Annotated in this window: 18 protein-coding genes and 1 pseudogene; 12 read left to right on the forward strand and 7 right to left on the reverse strand. The window is 45.0% G+C overall.

Features of this window, described 5'->3' with window-relative positions; translation table 11 throughout:
- Window positions 1–151 precede the first annotated feature (151 nt).
- From RID53_RS21730 to RID53_RS21755, 6 genes are all read left to right on the forward strand, one after another.
- A complete protein-coding gene (locus RID53_RS21730; protein WP_446390075.1) occupies window positions 152–532 on the forward strand; it encodes a hypothetical protein in 381 nt (126 codons plus the stop codon).
- A 57-nt stretch (window positions 533–589) separates the two neighbouring features.
- Window positions 590–1,816: a hypothetical protein gene (locus RID53_RS21735; RefSeq protein WP_446390076.1), complete on the forward strand. Its 1,227-nt coding sequence runs from the start codon at window positions 590–592 to the stop codon at window positions 1,814–1,816.
- A 135-nt stretch (window positions 1,817–1,951) separates the two neighbouring features.
- The gene (locus RID53_RS21740; protein ID WP_446390077.1) at window positions 1,952–2,086 is read left to right on the forward strand and encodes a hypothetical protein; all 135 of its coding nucleotides are present in this window, start codon (window positions 1,952–1,954) and stop codon (window positions 2,084–2,086) included.
- A gap of 115 nt (window positions 2,087–2,201) precedes the next feature.
- On the forward strand, window positions 2,202–2,399 hold the full coding sequence (locus RID53_RS21745) for a DUF2283 domain-containing protein (RefSeq protein ID WP_446354236.1): 198 nt from the start codon (window positions 2,202–2,204) through the stop codon (window positions 2,397–2,399).
- Between the two features lie 423 nt (window positions 2,400–2,822).
- Window positions 2,823–3,050, forward strand: coding sequence for a hypothetical protein (locus RID53_RS21750; RefSeq protein ID WP_446390078.1), 228 nt, complete (start codon window positions 2,823–2,825; stop codon window positions 3,048–3,050).
- Window positions 3,051–3,233: 183 nt separating this feature from the next.
- On the forward strand, window positions 3,234–4,754 hold the full coding sequence (locus RID53_RS21755; RefSeq protein ID WP_446390079.1) for an NB-ARC domain-containing protein: 1,521 nt from the start codon (window positions 3,234–3,236) through the stop codon (window positions 4,752–4,754).
- Window positions 4,755–4,936: 182 nt separating this feature from the next.
- Here RID53_RS21755 and msrP read toward each other — a convergent pair whose 3' ends face one another.
- The 3 genes from msrP to RID53_RS21770 all read right to left on the reverse strand — a co-directional run bounded on the left by msrP (window position 4,937) and on the right by RID53_RS21770 (window position 8,641).
- Entirely contained in the window at window positions 4,937–5,932 is a 996-nt protein-coding gene (gene msrP / locus RID53_RS21760; RefSeq protein WP_446390080.1) for a protein-methionine-sulfoxide reductase catalytic subunit MsrP, read from the reverse strand.
- A 921-nt stretch (window positions 5,933–6,853) separates the two neighbouring features.
- The gene (locus RID53_RS21765) at window positions 6,854–7,570 is read right to left on the reverse strand and encodes a DUF2259 domain-containing protein (RefSeq protein WP_446390081.1); all 717 of its coding nucleotides are present in this window, start codon (window positions 7,568–7,570) and stop codon (window positions 6,854–6,856) included.
- A gap of 141 nt (window positions 7,571–7,711) precedes the next feature.
- The gene (locus tag RID53_RS21770; protein ID WP_446390082.1) at window positions 7,712–8,641 is read right to left on the reverse strand and encodes an alpha/beta hydrolase; all 930 of its coding nucleotides are present in this window, start codon (window positions 8,639–8,641) and stop codon (window positions 7,712–7,714) included.
- 353 nt (window positions 8,642–8,994) lie between these two features.
- On the opposite strand from RID53_RS21770, the gene wecB reads away from it, so the two are divergent.
- Window positions 8,995–10,110, forward strand: a complete 1,116-nt coding sequence (wecB, locus tag RID53_RS21775) for a non-hydrolyzing UDP-N-acetylglucosamine 2-epimerase (protein ID WP_446390130.1) — start codon at window positions 8,995–8,997, stop codon at window positions 10,108–10,110.
- Window positions 10,111–10,423: 313 nt separating this feature from the next.
- A complete protein-coding gene (locus tag RID53_RS21780; RefSeq protein WP_446390083.1) occupies window positions 10,424–10,963 on the forward strand; it encodes a 3'-5' exoribonuclease domain-containing protein in 540 nt (179 codons plus the stop codon).
- A gap of 77 nt (window positions 10,964–11,040) precedes the next feature.
- Here RID53_RS21780 and RID53_RS21785 read toward each other — a convergent pair whose 3' ends face one another.
- The 3 genes from RID53_RS21785 to RID53_RS21795 form a co-directional block, all read right to left on the reverse strand.
- Complete coding sequence (locus tag RID53_RS21785; protein ID WP_446390084.1) at window positions 11,041–11,682, reverse strand: hypothetical protein; 642 nt, start codon at window positions 11,680–11,682, stop codon at window positions 11,041–11,043.
- The gene (locus RID53_RS21790; RefSeq protein WP_446390085.1) at window positions 11,682–12,314 is read right to left on the reverse strand and encodes a ParA family protein; all 633 of its coding nucleotides are present in this window, start codon (window positions 12,312–12,314) and stop codon (window positions 11,682–11,684) included. Before RID53_RS21790 ends, RID53_RS21785 begins: the two co-directional genes overlap by 1 nt.
- A gap of 139 nt (window positions 12,315–12,453) precedes the next feature.
- Complete coding sequence (locus RID53_RS21795; protein WP_446390086.1) at window positions 12,454–12,588, reverse strand: hypothetical protein; 135 nt, start codon at window positions 12,586–12,588, stop codon at window positions 12,454–12,456.
- Window positions 12,589–12,760: 172 nt separating this feature from the next.
- Between RID53_RS21795 and RID53_RS21800 the strand changes: the two genes are divergently transcribed.
- Together RID53_RS21800 and RID53_RS21805 are read left to right on the forward strand one after the other, a co-directional pair.
- Window positions 12,761–13,018, forward strand: a complete 258-nt coding sequence (locus tag RID53_RS21800; RefSeq protein ID WP_446390087.1) for a hypothetical protein — start codon at window positions 12,761–12,763, stop codon at window positions 13,016–13,018.
- Window positions 13,018–13,404, forward strand: a complete 387-nt coding sequence (locus RID53_RS21805; RefSeq protein WP_446390088.1) for a type II toxin-antitoxin system VapC family toxin — start codon at window positions 13,018–13,020, stop codon at window positions 13,402–13,404. The genes RID53_RS21800 and RID53_RS21805 overlap by 1 nt, the downstream gene beginning before the upstream one ends.
- A 164-nt stretch (window positions 13,405–13,568) precedes the next feature.
- Here RID53_RS21805 and mfd read toward each other — a convergent pair whose 3' ends face one another.
- On the reverse strand, window positions 13,569–17,162 hold the full coding sequence (gene mfd, locus RID53_RS21810; protein WP_446390089.1) for a transcription-repair coupling factor: 3,594 nt from the start codon (window positions 17,160–17,162) through the stop codon (window positions 13,569–13,571).
- A 406-nt stretch (window positions 17,163–17,568) separates the two neighbouring features.
- Here mfd and RID53_RS21815 point away from each other — a divergent pair.
- Window positions 17,569–17,695 (forward strand): annotated as a pseudogene (locus RID53_RS21815) (CNNM domain-containing protein); the annotation flags it as partial.
- A 35-nt stretch (window positions 17,696–17,730) separates the two neighbouring features.
- Window positions 17,731–19,173 (forward strand): IS200/IS605 family accessory protein TnpB-related protein, encoded by a 1,443-nt coding sequence (locus RID53_RS21820; RefSeq protein WP_446390090.1) that lies wholly within the window; start codon window positions 17,731–17,733, stop codon window positions 19,171–19,173.
- Window positions 19,174–19,241 lie beyond the last annotated feature (68 nt).

Genomic DNA, 19,241 nt, shown 5'->3' on the forward strand with positions numbered 1-19,241 from the left:
AACCCACATATTTGAACGAGTGATTAGCGAATCTCAAGCAGAATATTTACTGTCTCAGTGTGAGAGGTGGCTCGGCGCAAAATTACATAAACTTCGATGGCGTCTTAGAAGTGAACATGAACAGACGAAATCTCACTTATGGGAACTCATCGTGCTACAGGCAACAGCTTCTGCGGTTATTTCAAGGCATCATAGTCGAGATGTAGCAAACTCAGAAGTTTCATCTCTAATTCAGCCTGAGGGAGAGCAAGAAGCAGTTCCTGATATTTTCTTGCAACCTGATGACGGCGCTCCTTTTTGGGTAGAAGTTGCATATATTACCCCTCGTAACCCGCAACAAGAAACTGATATTATACATTTTCCCTCTTGGGTGAGAGAAGAATTATCCAAAAGAAAGGTGGCTGATTCACAACACCTAAGAATCAGACTTAAGCCAGCCGATACTAGCAAAGATGTACAAGTACCGCCAAAAAATTCCTGGGGACAGTTACTTAAGACAGATAAATGGAAAACCTTTGTAGCTGAGCTGTAATCGGGTAACTTAAAGTCAAATCTATTTCTTGAAGAAACTGAAAATGCAAATGTAATTGTGCTAATTGAAGGGGTAGAACAAGGGAGTTTTGTCTCTTCATCCTTTCCAACCTTAAATGTACCAAGATGTGCTGAAGACCACCCAATTTATAAAAAAATTGAGGAAAAGGCAAAGCAAGCCAAGAAATGTGAAAAATCCGGCAAAAAGTATAAACCGCTCGTTCTTTTTCTAGGTGCTTCTGAATGCCTACATCAAATCAATGATCATGGTACACCCTCATCTATTAGTCTTGAGCAAGCTGTATACTCTGCTCTAGCAGATACGGAACAGTGGGATTTAACAACAACTTTGAATGCGATAGGAACTGCACCTTGGCCTGGGACAAAAGGACGTAGACAAAGAGTTAAAAGTTCCAGGTTGATTTCGGCTGTGGTAATCGTCACGATTAAAAATGAATATTCTGGCTTAAGGTGGAGAAAACGAGCCAGTAGACCTATCGTGATCAAGAACCCTCATCCTGATGTAGAGTTAACGGCACAGCAGGAACAACTTCTTCATCAAATAAATCTTAATCAGGTTGAATATGGATCTGGTTGTGAAAGCTGGGAGGCACAACAATCACAGAGAATTCCTGTAGCATTACAAAGATACAAGGAACGAGAAGGTCGTTTTGTTTTTAGCCCTGGATCAGATTTTTCTTTTAACATAGAGATTCGATGCAATCTTGTAGCTCTGTTCCTAGCCGGAGATATTACTGATTGTGAGGTTTGGGATAATAAAAATTCAGGCAGTGATGATTATCCAACTCTCAAAAAGCGAATAGGTGATGATCTGCGGCTTGCGGCAGAACTAAACCTAAAAATAGTCAATGTTAACTTTGTAAAAGTAGATCCTAAATTGAGAGAGCAATCACGCATCAGGTTAGAGTTTGGTGCATTCACTGCTTCTACAGAGCCTATTAATGATTCTCCTAAAGCCTACATAGAAACTGATGCTAGCGGTGCTTTTACACTCAAGCTTCCCCAGAACCTTATAACGCGCCTGTTAGCCGGAAAAATTACGGCTGATGAAGTGTGGAATATTGAGAATAATAAACAAATCGGTGATTTATTAAAAAATGCAGTGAGTAGAGGTCAAGATATTATAGATGCAAAGCTCGTTCAGGTTAGTTCTGACCCTGAAAGTGAACCTGCACTCAGCTTAAACTTCAGCGCTCCTACCGACACGACAATACGTGAGGACAAAAAAATAATTCGTGAAGAAAAAAAGCGAAGAAAAAATTAAATATCAGAAAACTAGACAACAAGGAATAGATAAATTAAACAGGAGGAGAACGAATTAAAACAGATGAAACCACCTTAACCGCCTGAATAACCCAAAAAATTGAAGCCTTGGGAGTTGAATTGTCGGATTAAATCTATGTTAAAAGAACTCCGGTTCAGTGACCATGCTCTGTTTAAACTTGACTTGTTAAGTCAACGAGGAATTGTGATTCATCAGGACTTTGTTATTGACACCATCCAGGCTCCGGATAGACGAGAATTAGGAGAATGAGAAAAAATCACAGCACAAAAAAAGTTAGACGATAACTTAGTGTTACGAGTTGTTTATCGAGACTATGAGGCATTCATTTTAGTGATTACATTGTATCCAGGTAGAAGGAGTCGCTATGAAAAAAATTAGATACAGCAAAGATGTAGATGCACTTTTGATTGAGCTTTCAGAGGATGCGATCGCCTATGCAGAAGATGAAGGACGGATAATCCTTCACTACTCACTTAATGACCAGCTCGTGCTGATTGAGATTTTAGATTTCAAGCAGTCTATGTCTGAAGAGATGATTGCTGAACTTGTTTCAACATCTTGATTTTTATCAATTGCGATCGCAGTACCATCGGTACTATGGTGGGCAAGGTTTAAAGGGCATTTAACTCTTACCAACAAGCAATGGTGAAACCTTGCCAACCCTAAGATGTAATTTTAGCTACCTTACCATTCTCCAAGTAATGTCAGGATTTTAGTCGGTGTTTGTACCATTGAGTTACCTTTACAAGCAGACTGCTATTGTATCAAGCCCATAACGATTAAGGGCGGGTTTTGTTGAACAGTTATCGGCGGAGTAAGCGCATTTTAGTCCCTAAACCCGCCCCTACAATTGATAGACGTGCCAGGATATGTCTCTACATGACTTACTCTGTCTTCCCCACTACTAGCTGCTATTACTGAATCGACGCTCTAGAGTCCCCTAGCTAAACTAGAATAAGTTGAGAATTGTGGGCAGGAGAGCAAGATGGATATGCCTATTTTGGATAAGCTTATTGAACAACTAAAAATTATGCCTCAAGACTTGCAGTGGCGAGTGCTGGAATTTGCACGCGCTTTAGCCAGTTCAAGAATTCAAGGTGTCCCTGGGCGACAATTACTACGTTTTGCAGGTTCAATCCCACCCGATGATGTTAAGTTAATGCGCCAAGCAATAGAACAAGGCTGTGAACAAGTTGAACTCAATGAGTGGTAGATAGTTATTAGAAAGCAGGGGAATATAAAACATAAGTAAATCGGCATGTTTTACCGGATTAACCCATAACTAAAGTCCATAATTAATAGACAGTATATGGATTTTAGTCCATTTTAATGGACTTGAACTATAAGCCAAGAACTTGAGTTCTTGGCAGATACTATCCTCATCGATCATGCTACTATGACCAACTCCCTCTCCGCATCCACAGAAGGATTAACCATTGTAGACCGAGCCAGGAAACGTCGGGGCTGGACGAAAACTAGCACCGCCTGTTGGTGGGAAGATGCACATACCTCTAGAGCTACCCTACGCCGCTTTTGGCGCGGGGAACGGATTCAACAGGATGCTTTTATTTCTATCTGTAAAGCTGTGGGGATCAGCGATTGGCAGGCGATCGCACAATTCCCGGAACCCCTAAACCCTAATGTACCGAAACTCCCGTCTCCTCTGATTGATTGGGATGAAGCGCCGGATCTGGATCATTTCTATGGACGAACTCAATCGTTAAATCAGTTAGAGGAATGGATTACTACAGATAATTGTAAACTCGTGGCAATCGTAGGCATGGGTGGGATTGGCAAAACCGCCCTCACCGTTGCTTTATGCGATCGCATCCAGTCGGAGTTTGATTGTCTCTTATGGCGATCGCTAACTTACCAACCCTCCTTGCTAACGCTACTCGACAGTATCCTGAATACCTTTGAACCAACCATTGTTCAAGATATTCAGTCAGGAATCAGACAACTCAGACATCATCTACAACAACGTCGCTGTCTACTGGTTCTTGATGGATTTGATTCGGTGTTGCACCAGAAAGACAATATTGAGGACTACAGTAAATTGTGGCAAACCTTAAGCCGCAACCGCCATCAGAGTTGTATTCTAATCACCAGTCGCGAACAACTCCCCGGATTTGATGCGATCGCAGCTAACTCGAAAGGGGTTCGCTGTTTAAGGTTGCAAGGCTTAGAACAGGCTGATGCAATGGCATTACTGCAAACTGGCGGATTCACGGGTCAAGAACAGGGATTATCGGCTCTGTGCCAACTGTACCGGGGTAATCCATTGGCATTGAAAACCATAATACCGCTGATTCAGTCGATTTTTGCTGGGAATGTAAACGCATTTCGCCACCAGAATACTATCGTTGTAGGCGATCGCCTGGAAGCGTTACTCACCCAGCAATTCGACAGATTGTCTGAATCTGAACGATCCATTGCCTACTGGCTAGCAATTTGGCAGGAACCCATCGCATTATGCCGATTACAAAGCCATTTGCTCTATGCTTCTGATCCGAGTGTCATTTTAACCGGGATTGCCGCTTTGGAGACGCGATCGCTCCTAGAAAAACGATTCAGTGCTGATACACCCTCGTTTACCCTGCAACCCATGGTGATGAAAGTGGTAACGGATCGATTAATAGAACAAGCCGTTAGGGAAATTAATCAGGTTATCCAAAGCGATGATATCAGCCATCTGCACGTCTTGAGAACCCACTGGCTAATGCGCCCCGGTACTGATGATATTGCAGGCGATCGCATTCTCTGTCAACTCCAGGAACAATTGTTTCGAGTGTATAGCAATTCTCTGTCTCAAACCCTGTTGCAACTTCTCTTTCGGCTACAGGATCACTCTCCTCAAATCGTGGGCTATGCCCGATGCAATCTCACAGCACTTGTGAAAAAATTAGATCTGGCGTGAATTCCCAAAGCGGATTGGGTATAAGACCAATAAGCGGTACATTAAGCAGTTTACGTTTGATTTTTATTTAGCAAATTCCCCCGAAATACATAGAAGAATAACGGGGGTTTTATTTACAGTTTTTCCAGGTTTAATTGGGTAAACTTTTCCTTTTTTTTGGTGTAGTTTTCCGGACTTTGCTTTTAAGTGCGGGAGGGGGTATACAACTGTGCTACATATTCTCCATACCCGTTATAGGGAAGTGTTTCCCGTCTTTCCCAGGAAAAATCGGGTCCCTTGCCAATAAACTTTTCCGTTGCTTGAGACCAACGCGGGTGCGGCACATCCGGATTGACATTTGCCTCAAACTTGTACTCGTAAGGAATTAACGTATTCCAAAATGTCGCGGGTTGAGTCTCCACAAATTCAATCTTGACAATAGACTTAGCCCCCTTAAACCCATATTTCCATGGCACAACCTCTCGAATTGGTGCCCCATGCTGTTTCGGCAGAAAATGACCGTAAATCCCCACGGCAAAAAATGCCAAATCATTCGCCATTTCCTCTACCGTTAATCCTTCGGTATAGGGCCACGGTAGTTTACCACTGAATGACCACGCCGGACCGATTCTAATTTGAGGATCATCGAAAGACGTAAACCGGACAAATTTGGCTTTAGACGTGGGTTCCACCTCTTCCATTAATAATCGCATCGGAAATCCTAGCCATGGCAATACCATCGACCAGGCTTCGACACAACGGAAGCGATAGATGCGTTCTTCTAGGGGGAATTTTTTGCGTAAATCGTCTAAATCGTAGGTGCGGGGATTTTTCACCAATCCGGTGACTTCAACCGTCCACTCATCGGTGGGTAAGGCTTGGGCGGCTTGCCATATCGATTTGCCACTGCCAAATTCATAGAAGTTATTATATTGTCCCGCTAGTAACTGATTGGTGATAGGGCGGTCAACATTCGCAAATGCGGGATTGGTGCTAAGGGGTTTGACCGTTGGTTGATTGAGGGTAGCGGCTAGTTCCTTATTGGTTTCCGAGTCAGAGGAGGCTTGACATCCCAGGATGGGGAGAATACTCGCACCGACTAGGGTTTTGAGAAAGCGACGCCGATTGAAGTAAACGGCTTCAGGCGTGATTTGGTTTTCGGGGATTTCCCAGGATTTGGGAACGCGGATAAGGGTCATTGGGAAACAAGGTTGACGGCTGATGCGGCGGCGTGACTTGAAAGAACGCCTGTATACAAATCTTAACCTGTTTCCAGTCAAACGCTAAATAAGTGTTGGGGGAGATGGGGGAGATGGGGAAGATGGGGGAGATGGGGAAGATGGGGGAGATGGGGGAGCAATGATATATTTTCCCTGATAGCGGTGCAAGGGTATGAAAGGGTTTTACCTTATGTCCTTGAAGATGAGCCAATGTTCATGCTACTCAAAGCTTTTATATCTAAGGGTTTTGGAGTTGTGCAGTAAACCCGAAATAGAGAATGGGAACGGTTGTTGTAGTGCGAGCGTCTCGCTCGCTACTTTGTATGAATTTTTATCTATTGAGGCAAATTGGCTGGCACTAAATAAACCTTATAATTGCCTTTAAAACCTTTATTTTTAAGGGGTTCCAGTTCTTGCAGCAAACCCTAATTAATCGTTTACGCTTCTACTTTTCTATACATAACAACAACACTCAACCTGCTCTCTGAGTGACTTCCTCTGTGTAATTAATCCTAAATAGAGTTGCTCTAAATTCGATAATTCAGATGCATTGCTCCCTACATTTCTAGTTAGAGGATGTATCAGTCTTCGCGTTGAGTGTTGCTGTTAGAAGTTGTGTCTCGGATAAGACAGATATTAGATTTAACAGAGTTTTAGACTTCCCTCCTTTCTGGTTTTTCAAGTGACATTAATATCTGTCATTGAAGCTTTCTCTTTCGCTTCAATTACTAATTTACTACTCTCTCAGAAAAGTACAACCCTTTGCAACGCTTTTTAATGTTTCTTTTCTTTCCATAACTTATAGACACATAAGTTTAAATTGGTGAGAGTAGCGACTTGTAAGGGTTTGAGTAAAATTCACAGAACTTAACATGGTTCAGTTTATTTCCACCGACCTACTTAATTCTCAAATGGCTGCAAAGAAAAGCTTTGCACTAACGTGGTTTTGACGACATCCTCGTGAGTCGGTTGCAGCATATCTAGCAGAACCACGATATTACTACGGTTAGGAGATAGCCGCACCTCTCGAATCCGATAGCCTTTCACGGCATCACGGTAGTTGTTCAAAGTACCCAGAGTTAAGCGCTGATTCTGATAGTTGATGATTAAGCGCATGGACGCCCGTTCGACTGGAGACGTACCTCCAGATAAGACGGAGGGGATACGCCTTTGTTCTAGACGCAGTTGTAACGGCTGGTTCTTTAAGCGAAATGTAACAGTTTCGCTGTCATCCGGCTGACGGGTGCTATCGATGACAGGGAGTTTAATGCCAACTTTCAGCCGATTCAGTCCTAAATCTTGTCGGAGGGTTACTGTATCTTGCAGCAAGTCGTTTTCAGCCGCTTGATTGCTGAGACTATAGGCATCGCGATTATAGTCTGTTCGCAGACAACCATTTCTGACACAGGAATTATTGGGGATATTGATAATTTGCAGATGAGCCGTGGGAACTTCTGTTACTGAATCCCGGTAACTTTCTAGATGAATATAATGGCGATTATCAGGGGAGAATCCAGCTAAGCGAACCGAGGTGTTGAGTATGGCTGCATATCCAGGGTTGAGGAACAGGATCACACTAGCTGCGATCGCGGAAGACCCAAGTGATACAATTTTCATAATAAGTAGGTGGAGACAACTAAAGTTAATGGCGGGGATTGTCTTATGTCTTATGTCTTATGTCATACTCGTGAAGTGCCAAGCCAGCTAGGTTTATGTAAGAGTTTGAGAACTCTTTACGACACAATTTGATTCTGGATTTTAATTGAACTGAGACTGGAGGGCGACGGCGGCTTCTGCTAGCGCTTCTCGACCTTGATCTAGAAGGTGTGCCATGCCAATAAAGCCATGAATTGTACCATCATAGCGAGTTATTCTTACAGGTACACCCGCTTTTTGCAAGCGAATCCCATAGGCTTCTCCTTCATCTCGTAGGGGATCATATTCAGCCGTGATAATTAGGGCTGGGGGTAAGTTACTCAAATCGTCCGCCAGTAACGGTGAAGCCTGGGGATTTTGTCCATCGGCGGCTGATGGGAGGTAATGATGCCAAAACCAAACTAATAACTCGGTGGTTAACAGGTAATCTTTGCCATTTTGCCGATGGGAGTCGGTGTCAAAGCCATACTGAGTCGCGGGATAAAATAGCACTTGATAACTTAAGCTAGGAAAGTTGCGATCGCGTGACAGTAAGGCGACAACGGCGGCTAAGTTTCCGCCAGCGCTATCTCCACCAACAGCAATGCGTTTGGGATCACCGTGGAATGACGCCGCATTTTTAGCCACCCATTCCGTAGCGGTATACGTATCCTCTACGGCGGCGGGAAACTTATGTTCGGGTGCGAGACGGTAATCCACAGACACAACAATACATCCCGCTTGATTTGCCAAGGTGCGACAGATACTATCCACCGCATCCAAGCTACCGATAACCCAACCACCACCGTGGAAAAATACCAGAACCGGAAAGGGTGGGTTTCCGGCGGGTGTATAAATTCGGATCGGAATATCTACCGTAGAACCCGGAATGGTACGATTGTCCACCGAGGCGACAGGTTCAGGTTTATGGGAAAATTGATCCGCCTGTGCTGCTTGTTCTCTCGCCGGGATGGGGTCAAGTTCATTTAGGGGAGGCAATCCTGATTGTTTAATTTGGTCTAATACTATTTGGGTTTGGGCATTCAGTGGCATAATTAATTGGCTATTAAATTGGATAGACTGATGATTAAAGGTAGTGGCGTGGCACACCTTATTTGGTAGATTATATTCGGCTTGTAGTAAGGGCTTCAGCCCTATCTTTTGTTGGGTTGAGCGAAGTCGAAACCCAACCTACAACCTATTCCACTATTTTAGCTGTGTCACGCCAGTAGGTTTTGTTGAGGCGTTATTGGTGAGGAAGGGCGGGTTTTGTTGAGGCGTTATTGGTGAGTGAGGGCGGGTTTTGCTGAGACGTTATCGGTGACAAGATAATTGAGTTCCTAAACCCGCCCCTACAATTGTTCCTAAACCCGTCCCTACAATTGATGTATGATTTATGAATTATGATGTATAAACCAACAATCTGTATTACATTAGGTACTCGTCCAGAGGCGATTAAACTTGCACCCGTGATCCAACAGTTTCAAGCCTGTGATCAGTTTCAGACTCAGGTGATTTTGACGGGTCAACATCGGGAAATGGTCGATCAGGTGATGCGGCTATTTCAACTTAAAGCTGACCGCGATTTAGCAATTATGCAAGCCAAGCAAACGCTGACCGATATTACCTGTCGAAGTTTGCGAGGATTGGAGGAGTTATTTGCTGAGATTAACCCACAGTTGGTGATTGTACAAGGGGATACGACGACAGCATTTGCGGCAACTTTAGCGGCATTTTACCAAAAGATTCCTGTGGGTCATGTGGAAGCAGGGTTACGAACGGATGATTTGTTTAATCCCTATCCCGAAGAAGCGAATCGGCGGTTGATTTCTCAGTTAGCCCAACTGAATTTTGCGCCGACTGCTAAGGCGGTGGAGAATCTCAAAACGTCGGGGATTGTGGGCGAGATTCATCAAACTGGAAACACGGTGATTGATGCGTTACTAACCGTAGCCAAGCAGGAACCTGAATGTCCGGTTCCAGGGTTAGAATGGGACAAGTATCGGGTGTTGTTAGCCACGGTTCATCGTCGCGAAAACTGGGGTAAACCGTTAGCAGATATTGCCCAAGCGTTTATTCAACTGTTGGATCAGTTTCCGGATACGGCGTTATTGTTACCGTTACACCGAAATCCGACGGTTAGAGAACCCCTGAAACAAGTATTAGGTAAACATCCGCGAGTCTTTTTGACCGAACCTTTAGATTATGGCGAATTAGTGGGCGCGATCGCACGGTGTTATCTGTTGCTGACGGATTCGGGGGGATTGCAGGAGGAAGCGCCAAGTTTGGGTAAACCCGTGTTAGTGTTGCGGGAAACCACGGAACGCCCCGAGGCGATTGAGGCGGGAACCGCGAAGTTGGTGGGAACGAATCCGAGTCAAGTTGTCGCTGTAGCCAGTGAATTACTCGGAGAGGCTAAGGCGTATCAAGTGATGGCTACCGCCGTTAATCCTTTTGGGGATGGGTACGCCGCCGAACGGATTTTGCAAGTTGTTAAAGGGTATTTGTTAGGGACAGGTTGAGGTACTGTAGGGGCGGGTTTAGGGAGTAACGCTACTTAAGCAGCCGACAACTGAGCAACAAAACCCGCCCTGACCCCGTTGAAACTGATAGTTTTTCACCTTTGTCAGTCCCAACACCCGCCAAGAACTCAAGTTCTTGGCTGATAGCTTAAGTCCATTAAAATGGACTAAACTTAGAAATATAGTCGGTCTTTAGACGAATGCAAGCTTTTGGTTCTTTGGGTTAAAACCAAAGGCGGTTGGCGAGACTAAGAATTAACCAACAGGATCATTTATTTCCCAGCTAGACTGCTGATAGAGTTAAAGCCAGGGAATGAAAATCTTCTTTGACACGGAGTTTACGGGATTACATCAGAATACTACGCTGATTAGTATTGGTTTTGTTACTGAAAATGAACGCACATTTTACGCGGAGTTTAATGACTATGCTCAAAACCAAGTCAATGATTGGCTGCGGCATAACGTATTCCCGAATCTTCAGTTTATTGATATCCATTCCCTGACACCCAAGCTAGATTTAGATCATCATGCCATGAAATCAACCCGTCAGATAGTGACAACGACATTATCTGAATGGCTAGCACAATTTGAATCAGTTGAGATGTGGGCTGACTATCCAGCGTATGATTGGGTTTTATTTTGTGACCTATTTGGCGGCTCGTTAAATTTACCTAAACATATCTTCAATAATTCATTTGATGTAGCAACCCTACTTAAAGTAGCTGGAATCAATCCAGATGTGAATCGAGCAGAATTTGTCGAATTGTCCACTGTCAAAAAACACAACGCTTTAGACGATGCGAAGTTGGCAAAGGCTTGTTATAAAAAATTGACTTCTCCCTGGCATAAATGACCAGGGATTCTAAAAGCAGTAAATATTCAACCGGACATGATAGAAGGACAGGCTAAAGTTCCCTTACTACCAACCCATCACAATAACCACGTTTTCTTCGCAAAATCCGCAGGCTTTTCACTTTCCCGTTGAATCGGTCGTCCGATAGGGCGGGTGGGAGTTCTAGCGGGAGGACGTTTGCTTTCCACGGGTGGCGCGGGTTCTATCGGTCGCTTTTGTGTGGCTTTGAGGGATTCATTCTCTTGTTTAAGACTCTCCACTTCTTGCATCAATTTCTCATTGGCTTGGGCAAGTTGAACAGCGGCTTTTTTGGCGTCCTCAAACTCACTCTTTAAATGGTCGAGTTTCTTTAATTCATTTTGCAAATTTTCAACGGATTCGTGTTGCTGTTGTAATTGGGCTTCTAACTCGGTAATTTGTTCCTTTAACTGTTGTTCTCGTTCCTCAGCTTGGGCTAAACTATCTTTTAAATTAACAACAGTGGTTTCTTGTTGTTGGGCTTCTTCGAGTGCCTGTCTCAATTCCGCAACCGTAGCTTCAAGATCAGCTTTGGTGGGAGTTGAAGATTTACTGGTACTGGTTCTCCGGCGGGTTGCCATGGTTGATTCGTCCTCTGTTTCTGTATTCGGTTCGTTAGACTCTTCAATAAATTGCTGATGGGAAGATGGCGACTTTTCCACCTCTTCCCGCAATAAATCCGTTAACTTTTTTTTGGTCATTAGCACCCCCAATGATGGTGTAGTTCATCCGCCACCCGGCGATAATCGGCTTGGGCTTCACGGGCATTTTCTCCGCCCAATTGAGTAATCGGTATCCCCTGCAAGGCGGCGCGTTCGTGGGCTTTGTACGTCCGAATAAACGTCCCGAATGCGGGAACACCAAGTTCTCGGAGTGTGGTTTGCGCCTCTAACGCTTCCCGACGACTGCGAGAGTCTACCCGAGTTAACAATACCCGATGGGCGGTTCCCACTGGCGCGATCGCCCGCCGTACTGTTTCCATTAAAACCGCTAAGTCCATCGGTGCGGGAGGTGTGGGTAAAACTATATAATCTGCGATCGCGACTACCGCAGTCAAGGCGTCTGAACGCAGGGCGGGCGGTGTATCTACAACAGTTAATTCGTAGTCTTTCAGGGTTTGTAGGCGACTCAAGAGTTGAGGATTGGTTTCTTGGGCGATATCAAACCCGATTTCCCCCTCACTTCGTTCTACCCACCAACTGGCTGAACCTTGGGGATCAGTATCTACTAACAAAACCTGTTTTTTTTCCGCAAGTACGGCGGCTAAGTTGACTGAGGTTGTGGTTTTGCCTACCCCTCCTTTTCCATTAATAATAGCGATTATTTTGGTCATTTGTCATTGGTCATTCGTCATTCGTCATCCTCGCGAAGCGAGAAGCAAGCTACGTCTTAGGGTCAGGGCGGGTTTTGTATAAACGTTATCATCAATAGCGAAACGTGATTCCCTAAACCCGCCCCTACACATTCAACATTTATACCGCTTCCGGTAAGGCTCCTTTCATCTTGCTTAACCAGTCGATTAAATTCTCTAACTGTTTATTGGCGTTGAGAACTCCTAATCCCCATACTGTTACTTTACCAGAAGAATAGACAAAGCGCGATCGCAAATGTTCATTGAATTAGAGATGTCTGAGTTACTTGACGAAGCTGCTAAAGGATTTGCCGTTGCTAAACCACCTGTTCATCATTGTATAATTGTACTGATCCCATTTCCAGTTCACCAAGCATCGCTATTTTGCAGCCTGTTAGTATTTTTTGTGAATCGTGGAGGTAAATCCTATGGAAGCCAACCTGAATAGCACGCTTGGAGATCTAAAGCAAATTATACAGCACCTTTCGATTAGCGAGCGTTGGGTATTACTGAAGTGGTTAGTCGAATTGCTACAACAAGAACCTTACAATCAGCAGAAAGAGAATATAAAAATCAATTTTAGTGCAGTTCATCAAATTTGTGATGAGATTAGAAGTCTACCTGTTCTTGACAACCGATCTCCTGAGGAAATCATTGGCTATAATGAGTTTGGAGGATTGGATTAGTGGTAATAGATCCTTCTGCTATTCTGGCAATTATCTATGCTGAACCTGAAGAAGCAAAATTTTTAGACCTCATTGATCAGAGTGAAAACCGCCTTCTTTCTTCCCCTAGCTATGTTGAAATATCGATTGTTTTAGGCACTCGGCATGGTGAACAAGGCGTCAAAAAGTTAAATCGGTTAATCGACGAATTATCAATTGTTATAGTACCGTTCAGTCGAGAACAAGCAAGATTAGCGACTGAAGCTTTCTTAAAGTTTGGTAAAGGTCGTCATCCAGCAAAGTTGAATATGGGAGATTGCTTTTCTTATGCCTTAGCAAAGGCGATGAGTCAACCTTTGCTTTTCAAAGGTAATGACTTCATCCAAACTGATATTGATAAGGCATAAGCTGTAATGCATTTAAATTGGGTATTAGTAGCGAGCAAGATGCAAAGCCTGCGGCATGGCTTCGCTAAACGCACTACAAGGATTGCGCCATTATTGATATTAAGGTTTAAATGCCGAACAGCTTAACGATATCTCCCCCATCTTCCCCATCTTCTCCAACTCCCTCACACTGCTTCGGGTAAAGCTCCTTTCATCTTGCTTAACCAATCGATTAAATTCTCTAACTGTTTATTGGCTTTGAGAACCCCTAATCCCCGTACTGTTACTTTACCAGGAGAATAGACAAAGCGCGATCGCAAATGTTCGGGCAGGTTTTCTTGTAATAGCTTCCAGGCGGGTTCCTCCATTGGTGTTTCTAGGGCGATGTGCTGTTTTCCTTCGGGTTTAATTCGACTAAATCCTAGGGATTTTGCCACCTGTTTGAGTTCGACAATCCGTAATAACTGTTCAACGGGTGCAGGTAAAGGACCATAGCGATCATGCCAATCTGCGGCTATTTGGACTAATTCCGAATGAGAATTCGCCGCCGCAACTGTTCGATAGGCACTCATTTTTTGATCTAAATCGGGAATATAATCCGCAGGGATAAAGGCAGTGAGATTTAAGTCAATTTGGGTATCATCAACTTGCGGAATTTCTTGACCCTGAATTTCGCGAATGGCTTCTTGTAACATTTCCATATACAAATCAAAGCCAATTACGTCCATTTGTCCCGATTGTTCCGCCCCGAGGAGATTTCCCACGCCTCGGATTTCCATATCTCGCGTCGCCAGTTGATACCCGGAACCTAACTGGGTAAACTCCTGAATCGCCCGTAAACGCTTGCGGGCGGCGTCGGATAGGGTTTCTTGTTTGGGATAAAATAACCAAGCATGTGCCTGCACCCCGGAACGCCCGACTCGCCCCCGCAGTTGGTAGAGTTGGGCTAAACCAAAGCGCTGGGCGTCTTCAATCAGGATGGTATTCACACGGGGAATATCTAACCCGGATTCAATAATTGTGGTACAAACCAGGATATCCGCTTCCCCGTTACTAAAGGTAAGCATGGTGGCTTCTAATTCCCCTTCGGGCATTTGTCCATGGGCAATTGCCAGTCTCGCCCCCGGTATCATTTCCCGCAATTTCGTGGCGACTTCTTCAATTCCCTCGACTCGGGGAACCACATAAAACACCTGTCCACCGCGATCTAATTCGGTGCGAATTGCCGTGCGAACCGCTTCGGGATTATAGGGGGCTAAATGGGTTTTAATCGGACGCCGGGAAGGAGGGGGAGTGGTAATTAAACTCATTTCCCGCACCCCAGAGAGGGACATATATAAGGTACGGGGAATCGGTGTGGCGGTTAAGGTGAGGACATCAACTTGGGTTTTTAGGGTCTTAATTTTTTCCTTTTGGTTCACCCCAAAGCGCTGTTCTTCATCAACAACTAACATGCCTAAGTCACGGAATTTAACGCTTTTGCCTAAAAGTTGATGGGTACCAACAACAACATCTAATTCTCCAGTAGAAAGGCGGCGCTGAATTTCCTTACGTTCCTGGGCGGTACGAAACCGATTCAGTAATCCCACATGAATCGGATAGGGGGCAAAGCGTTCTTTTAACGTGTGGTAATGTTGTTGGGTAAGAATCGTGGTTGGGGCGAGGAAGGCGACTTGTTTTCCGGAGGTAATCACTTTAAAAATTGCCCGCAGTGCCACCTCAGTTTTACCAAATCCCACATCCCCACAAACCAAGCGATCCATGGGGCGATCGCTCTCTAAATCTCGCTTTACGTCTTGCACGGCTTTGAGTTGATCAGGTGTGGGTTGGTAGGGGAAGGATTCCTCTAATTCGTCTTGCCAGGATGAATCTTCCGGAAAGGCATGACCGGATCGTTGACTGCGCTGGGCATAGAGTTTGAGTAAATCAACCGCCAGTTTTTTAATGGTTTTGCGAACCCGATTTTTGGTCTTTTCCCAGGCTTTGCTGGACATTTTATTCAGTTGCGGCGCACGGCTATCGGCACTGCGATAGCGTGATAAAACCCCGACTTGATCGGCGGCAACTCGTAATAAGCCATCGGCATATTTGATGACTAAATATTCACGGGTTTGATGGTTAAGGGTGAGGCTTTCTAGCTTGACAAATTGACCAATTCCGTGGTTTTTATGCACCACATAATCCCCAGGAGTTAATTTATTCGGGTCAACTTGTTTCGATGCGGCGCGGCGTCGCTTCCGCACATAACTGGGGGTGGCAAGGGTATGCTGTCCAAAAAACTCGCGATCAGTAATTACAACCAAGCGAAATGTGGGCAGGATAAAGCCTTCCAATTCCGCTAATCCGGAATATTTTACCGCCACAGGTGTTTTCTGGCTTTGCAATTTATCAATTGCCGGATAATCGCGGGGATTGGGAACAAATTGAGCCGGACAATCATGTTCCTGTAACAGAGACACCGAACGACTCGGTTGAGCCGAAACCAGCCAAACCGAAAACTTGCGATCGCGTTCACTGCGGACAATTTCTGCAAGTTTGGCAAATTGGTGTGGTGTGGCGGGAATCGGGCGGCTGGCTAAATTCACCGCCGTCTCATTGGTGGCTTCTGCTAGTTCCGATAAATAGAGTAAGGTTTGATTGTGTAGGGGCGGGTTTAGGGATTTTTGTTTCGTTGTTGATGATAACGTTTCATCCAAACCCGCCCTGACTGGGGTTTGAGTGTTGAATAATTGATCAAATGGACGATGCAGAGGGGGAAGAGGATGGGCTAACGTATCTAAATGATCTTGAGCATGTTCCACCCAGCGATCGCAATGAGCGCGACATTGTTCGGGTTCGTCAATGGCAATCACTGTATTATCGGGCAAATAATCCAACAGAGAAGCAGGTTTATCAAACGCCATCCCCAAAAAGCGACGACTCCCTTCCAGATGTCCCCCCGCTTGCCAAAGTGCCTGTTCCTCTTCCTCTAGATGGATTTGAACCTGTTGGGCTTGGGTATCACTAAGGGCATCAGTAATAATGGGGCTAAAATCAGTAGGGGTGAGTACCAGTTGCTCAATTTTATCCAGGGAGCGTTGGGTTGCGGGGTCAAATTCGCGCAGTTGTTCGAGTTCATCCCCGAACCATTCCAAACGCACGGGTAATTCGGCAGCAACCGGGAAAATATCCACAATATCACCGCGCCGACTCCACTGACCTTCCATTTCCACCAGGGGGACTCGTTCATAACCCAAGCGTGCTAATTGTTTATCGATGTCTTTCGTATCCCAACTTACGCCTCGGTTGATTGTCAGGCAGTAGGATGCAAAGGCGGCGACGGGTGGTAAATGGGGTTGGAGTGCCGCATGAGTAGCGACAATTGCCAGTTGTCCGTTGTGCTTTGTCTGTCCATTGTCCGTTGAAGTCCGTGGGTTACCCTGATCAGGACTGGACGAATGATCAATCACCAAATCGGCTAATACCTGCATTTGTCCCCAGGTCATTTCCGATTCTGGGTCAAAAGGTTCGTAGGGTGACGCTTCTGAGGTGGGATAGAAATGAACCGTTTGCCAGTTCATGGCTTCCAGTTGCACTGCCCAGCGACTGGCTTCCTCCAACGTGGCGCAGATAACCAAAAGATTGCGCCCTGCGGCTTGGGCGATGGCAGATGAGACTAATCCCTTCGGGAGACGGGCAATCCCATTCAGGTGCAAAGACGACTGACGATTTAGTTTAGCAAGGAGTTCACCCGTCAGGGGCGATCGCTCCAGAGTCCGAATGATAGAAGAGAATGCCATGATTCACCGCACGTTATTAGAAATAGACAACCCAAGCCGCCATCCATCGACTTATCCTATTGTAGAAGCCTTGGTCGGGGCAGGTTCAGTTATAGCTAGGTCAAAAAGAAATAATAATCGTGAAACTTGCCCCTACACTAAATCCCCAACCTGATTCACCCCACAGTCAATCTACCGCTCAACCCCTCTGCGCCCCTCTGCGTTAAAAAAACTAAGCTATCGCCCTCCTCAAACCTTGGTCAGGACAGGTTTCCTCCCCTAGATAGGAGTGAGTCAAAAGAACCCCCGACACCAAACCCCAGACGCTTCTCACATCACCTCTGGAACAGTCAAAACCCAGAACTCAAGTCATGCTTGATACTAGAACCTGAGAATACATCCTCTCTCATTCCCAGCCATTACACTCATGTCCTCTGTCTCTCGCGAAATTGTCTTTGTCCTCTTGCTAATCGGACTCAATGGTATCTTTAGCTATGTCAGAGATGGCGATTGTTGCCGCTCGCAAGGTACGCCTGCAACAGTTAGCCAATCAAGAGTTGACAACCAAGCATTCCCAAGGTAACATGACATGACATTTATCCACGCCAAGGTCGAAGCTGTGGTTAAGAAAAAAGCTAAAAAGCAATCTAAGCGAAAAAAGCCTCAAAAAGAGTCAAACATCAGAACCGATGTTTGGCAATTGGTTATGACGCAAGAGCAGCGCCGACTAGCCGTCTTGACCGTAGCGGAATACCGACATTTTCTGAAGCCATTAGTACTTATTAGCTATTGGAATTGGGGCAACCTGTCTGGGTTGAACAGTAATGAAAGAGTTAATGCTCTAGAAAAGCTGGTTCACCAGACAGGGGATAATCCTAATCCTAAATACTATTGGTATTTCCAGAAAAGTATTGGTCGTTATCCTTCATTCCGGAAATTTCCCAGTTATCTAAGACGTGCTGCTATTCAGGAAGCATTGGGTATTGTTAGCAGCTTCGTTACTCGCTGGGATGCTTGGAAGAGGGGAGAGCGAAAACATCGTTACGACAAATCGCCCAGGTTAACCGTAATGTGCAATAGCTATCCAGCTTTGTACAAGGGTCAGCAAATCAAGTACCATTCCAACTTCAATGCAGTAGAGCTGAAAATATGGAATGGTGCTGATTGGGTTTGGATGCAAGGTGTTTCCATCAAAAAGCATGGAAAAAGTCGGCACACCAGAGAGGGAGCAAAACTGTTGTCTCCTGCTCTGGTTGCTAATAAGCGAAGTGTTCATCTTTCCATGGCCGTTGAGGTTAATCCTCAATCTCTACCTGATTCAGATTATGTTTGTGCTATTGATATTGGCATAAACACAACAGCCACCTGCTCAATAGTTGGCTCATACGGTACTGTAAAAGCTAGGAAATTCCTCAATCCGGCTAGAGACATAGACCGTCGCGACCAACGTAAGCAGCGCATTGCGACTAAGTCCAAACTAACTCGGAAAATTACCAACCAGGATTTACCTAAAGGCTTCTGCCAAGGTTTGTATCGAAAGTCTAAAAACATCAACAAACATATTGCTCAAACGGTTTCTAGGCAGATTGTTGAGTTTGCACAAAAACATCAAGTTAACGTGATTGTGTTTGAGGACTTATCGAATTGGAAAGCTAAGGGTGGGAAGCATGGGTCTTTGCAGAAACAGCGCTTTCACCAATGGTGCAAGGATAAATTAGTTGAGCTAACCATTCAGAAATTCTCTGAGTTGGGCGCAAAGGTATGTAAAGTCAACGCTAAATACACCAGTGCTTACGCCTTTGACGGTAGTGGGAAAATTAAGCGGAGTAACAAGAAGTATTCCCAAGCCGTATTCCCAAATGGCAAGCGCTACAACGCTGACCTATCCGCTTCCTACAACATCGGTGCCAGATATTGGTACGCGGTATTAACCAATAGTAAATTCACTAGGGTCTGGGCAGGCAGAAGCTCCTCCCAGACGCTGCGAACGCCAGTGACGCTCAGTACTCTTTGGGAGCTGAGTAAAGCCTAGCATAAGAATCCCCTGCTAGAATTTTTAATTTAGCTGGGGTGCGTTCAAGTGATGGATATGGATGGCAA

Source organism: Coleofasciculus sp. B1-GNL1-01 (genome assembly GCF_040220235.1).
Lineage (GTDB): Bacteria > Cyanobacteriota > Cyanobacteriia > Cyanobacteriales > Coleofasciculaceae > Coleofasciculus.

Bases quoted from the DNA above. Each gene is read 5' to 3' on its own strand.
- RID53_RS21765 (WP_446390081.1), bottom strand. From the start codon at position 7,570: ATGAAAATTGTATCACTTGGGTCTTCCGCGATCGCAGCTAGTGTGATC.
- RID53_RS21790 (WP_446390085.1), bottom strand. From the start codon at position 12,314: ATGACCAAAATAATCGCTATTATTAATGGAAAAGGAGGGGTAGGCAAA.
- RID53_RS21800 (WP_446390087.1), top strand. From the start codon at position 12,761: ATGGAAGCCAACCTGAATAGCACGCTTGGAGATCTAAAGCAAATTATA.
- msrP (WP_446390080.1), bottom strand. From the start codon at position 5,932: ATGACCCTTATCCGCGTTCCCAAATCCTGGGAAATCCCCGAAAACCAA.
- RID53_RS21750 (WP_446390078.1), top strand. From the start codon at position 2,823: ATGGATATGCCTATTTTGGATAAGCTTATTGAACAACTAAAAATTATG.
- RID53_RS21740 (WP_446390077.1), top strand. From the start codon at position 1,952: ATGTTAAAAGAACTCCGGTTCAGTGACCATGCTCTGTTTAAACTTGAC.
- wecB (WP_446390130.1), top strand. From the start codon at position 8,995: ATGTATAAACCAACAATCTGTATTACATTAGGTACTCGTCCAGAGGCG.
- RID53_RS21745 (WP_446354236.1), top strand. From the start codon at position 2,202: ATGAAAAAAATTAGATACAGCAAAGATGTAGATGCACTTTTGATTGAG.
- mfd (WP_446390089.1), bottom strand. From the start codon at position 17,162: ATGGCATTCTCTTCTATCATTCGGACTCTGGAGCGATCGCCCCTGACG.
- RID53_RS21755 (WP_446390079.1), top strand. From the start codon at position 3,234: ATGACCAACTCCCTCTCCGCATCCACAGAAGGATTAACCATTGTAGAC.
- RID53_RS21820 (WP_446390090.1), top strand. From the start codon at position 17,731: ATGACATTTATCCACGCCAAGGTCGAAGCTGTGGTTAAGAAAAAAGCT.
- RID53_RS21770 (WP_446390082.1), bottom strand. From the start codon at position 8,641: ATGCCACTGAATGCCCAAACCCAAATAGTATTAGACCAAATTAAACAA.
- RID53_RS21785 (WP_446390084.1), bottom strand. From the start codon at position 11,682: ATGACCAAAAAAAAGTTAACGGATTTATTGCGGGAAGAGGTGGAAAAG.
- RID53_RS21780 (WP_446390083.1), top strand. From the start codon at position 10,424: ATGAAAATCTTCTTTGACACGGAGTTTACGGGATTACATCAGAATACT.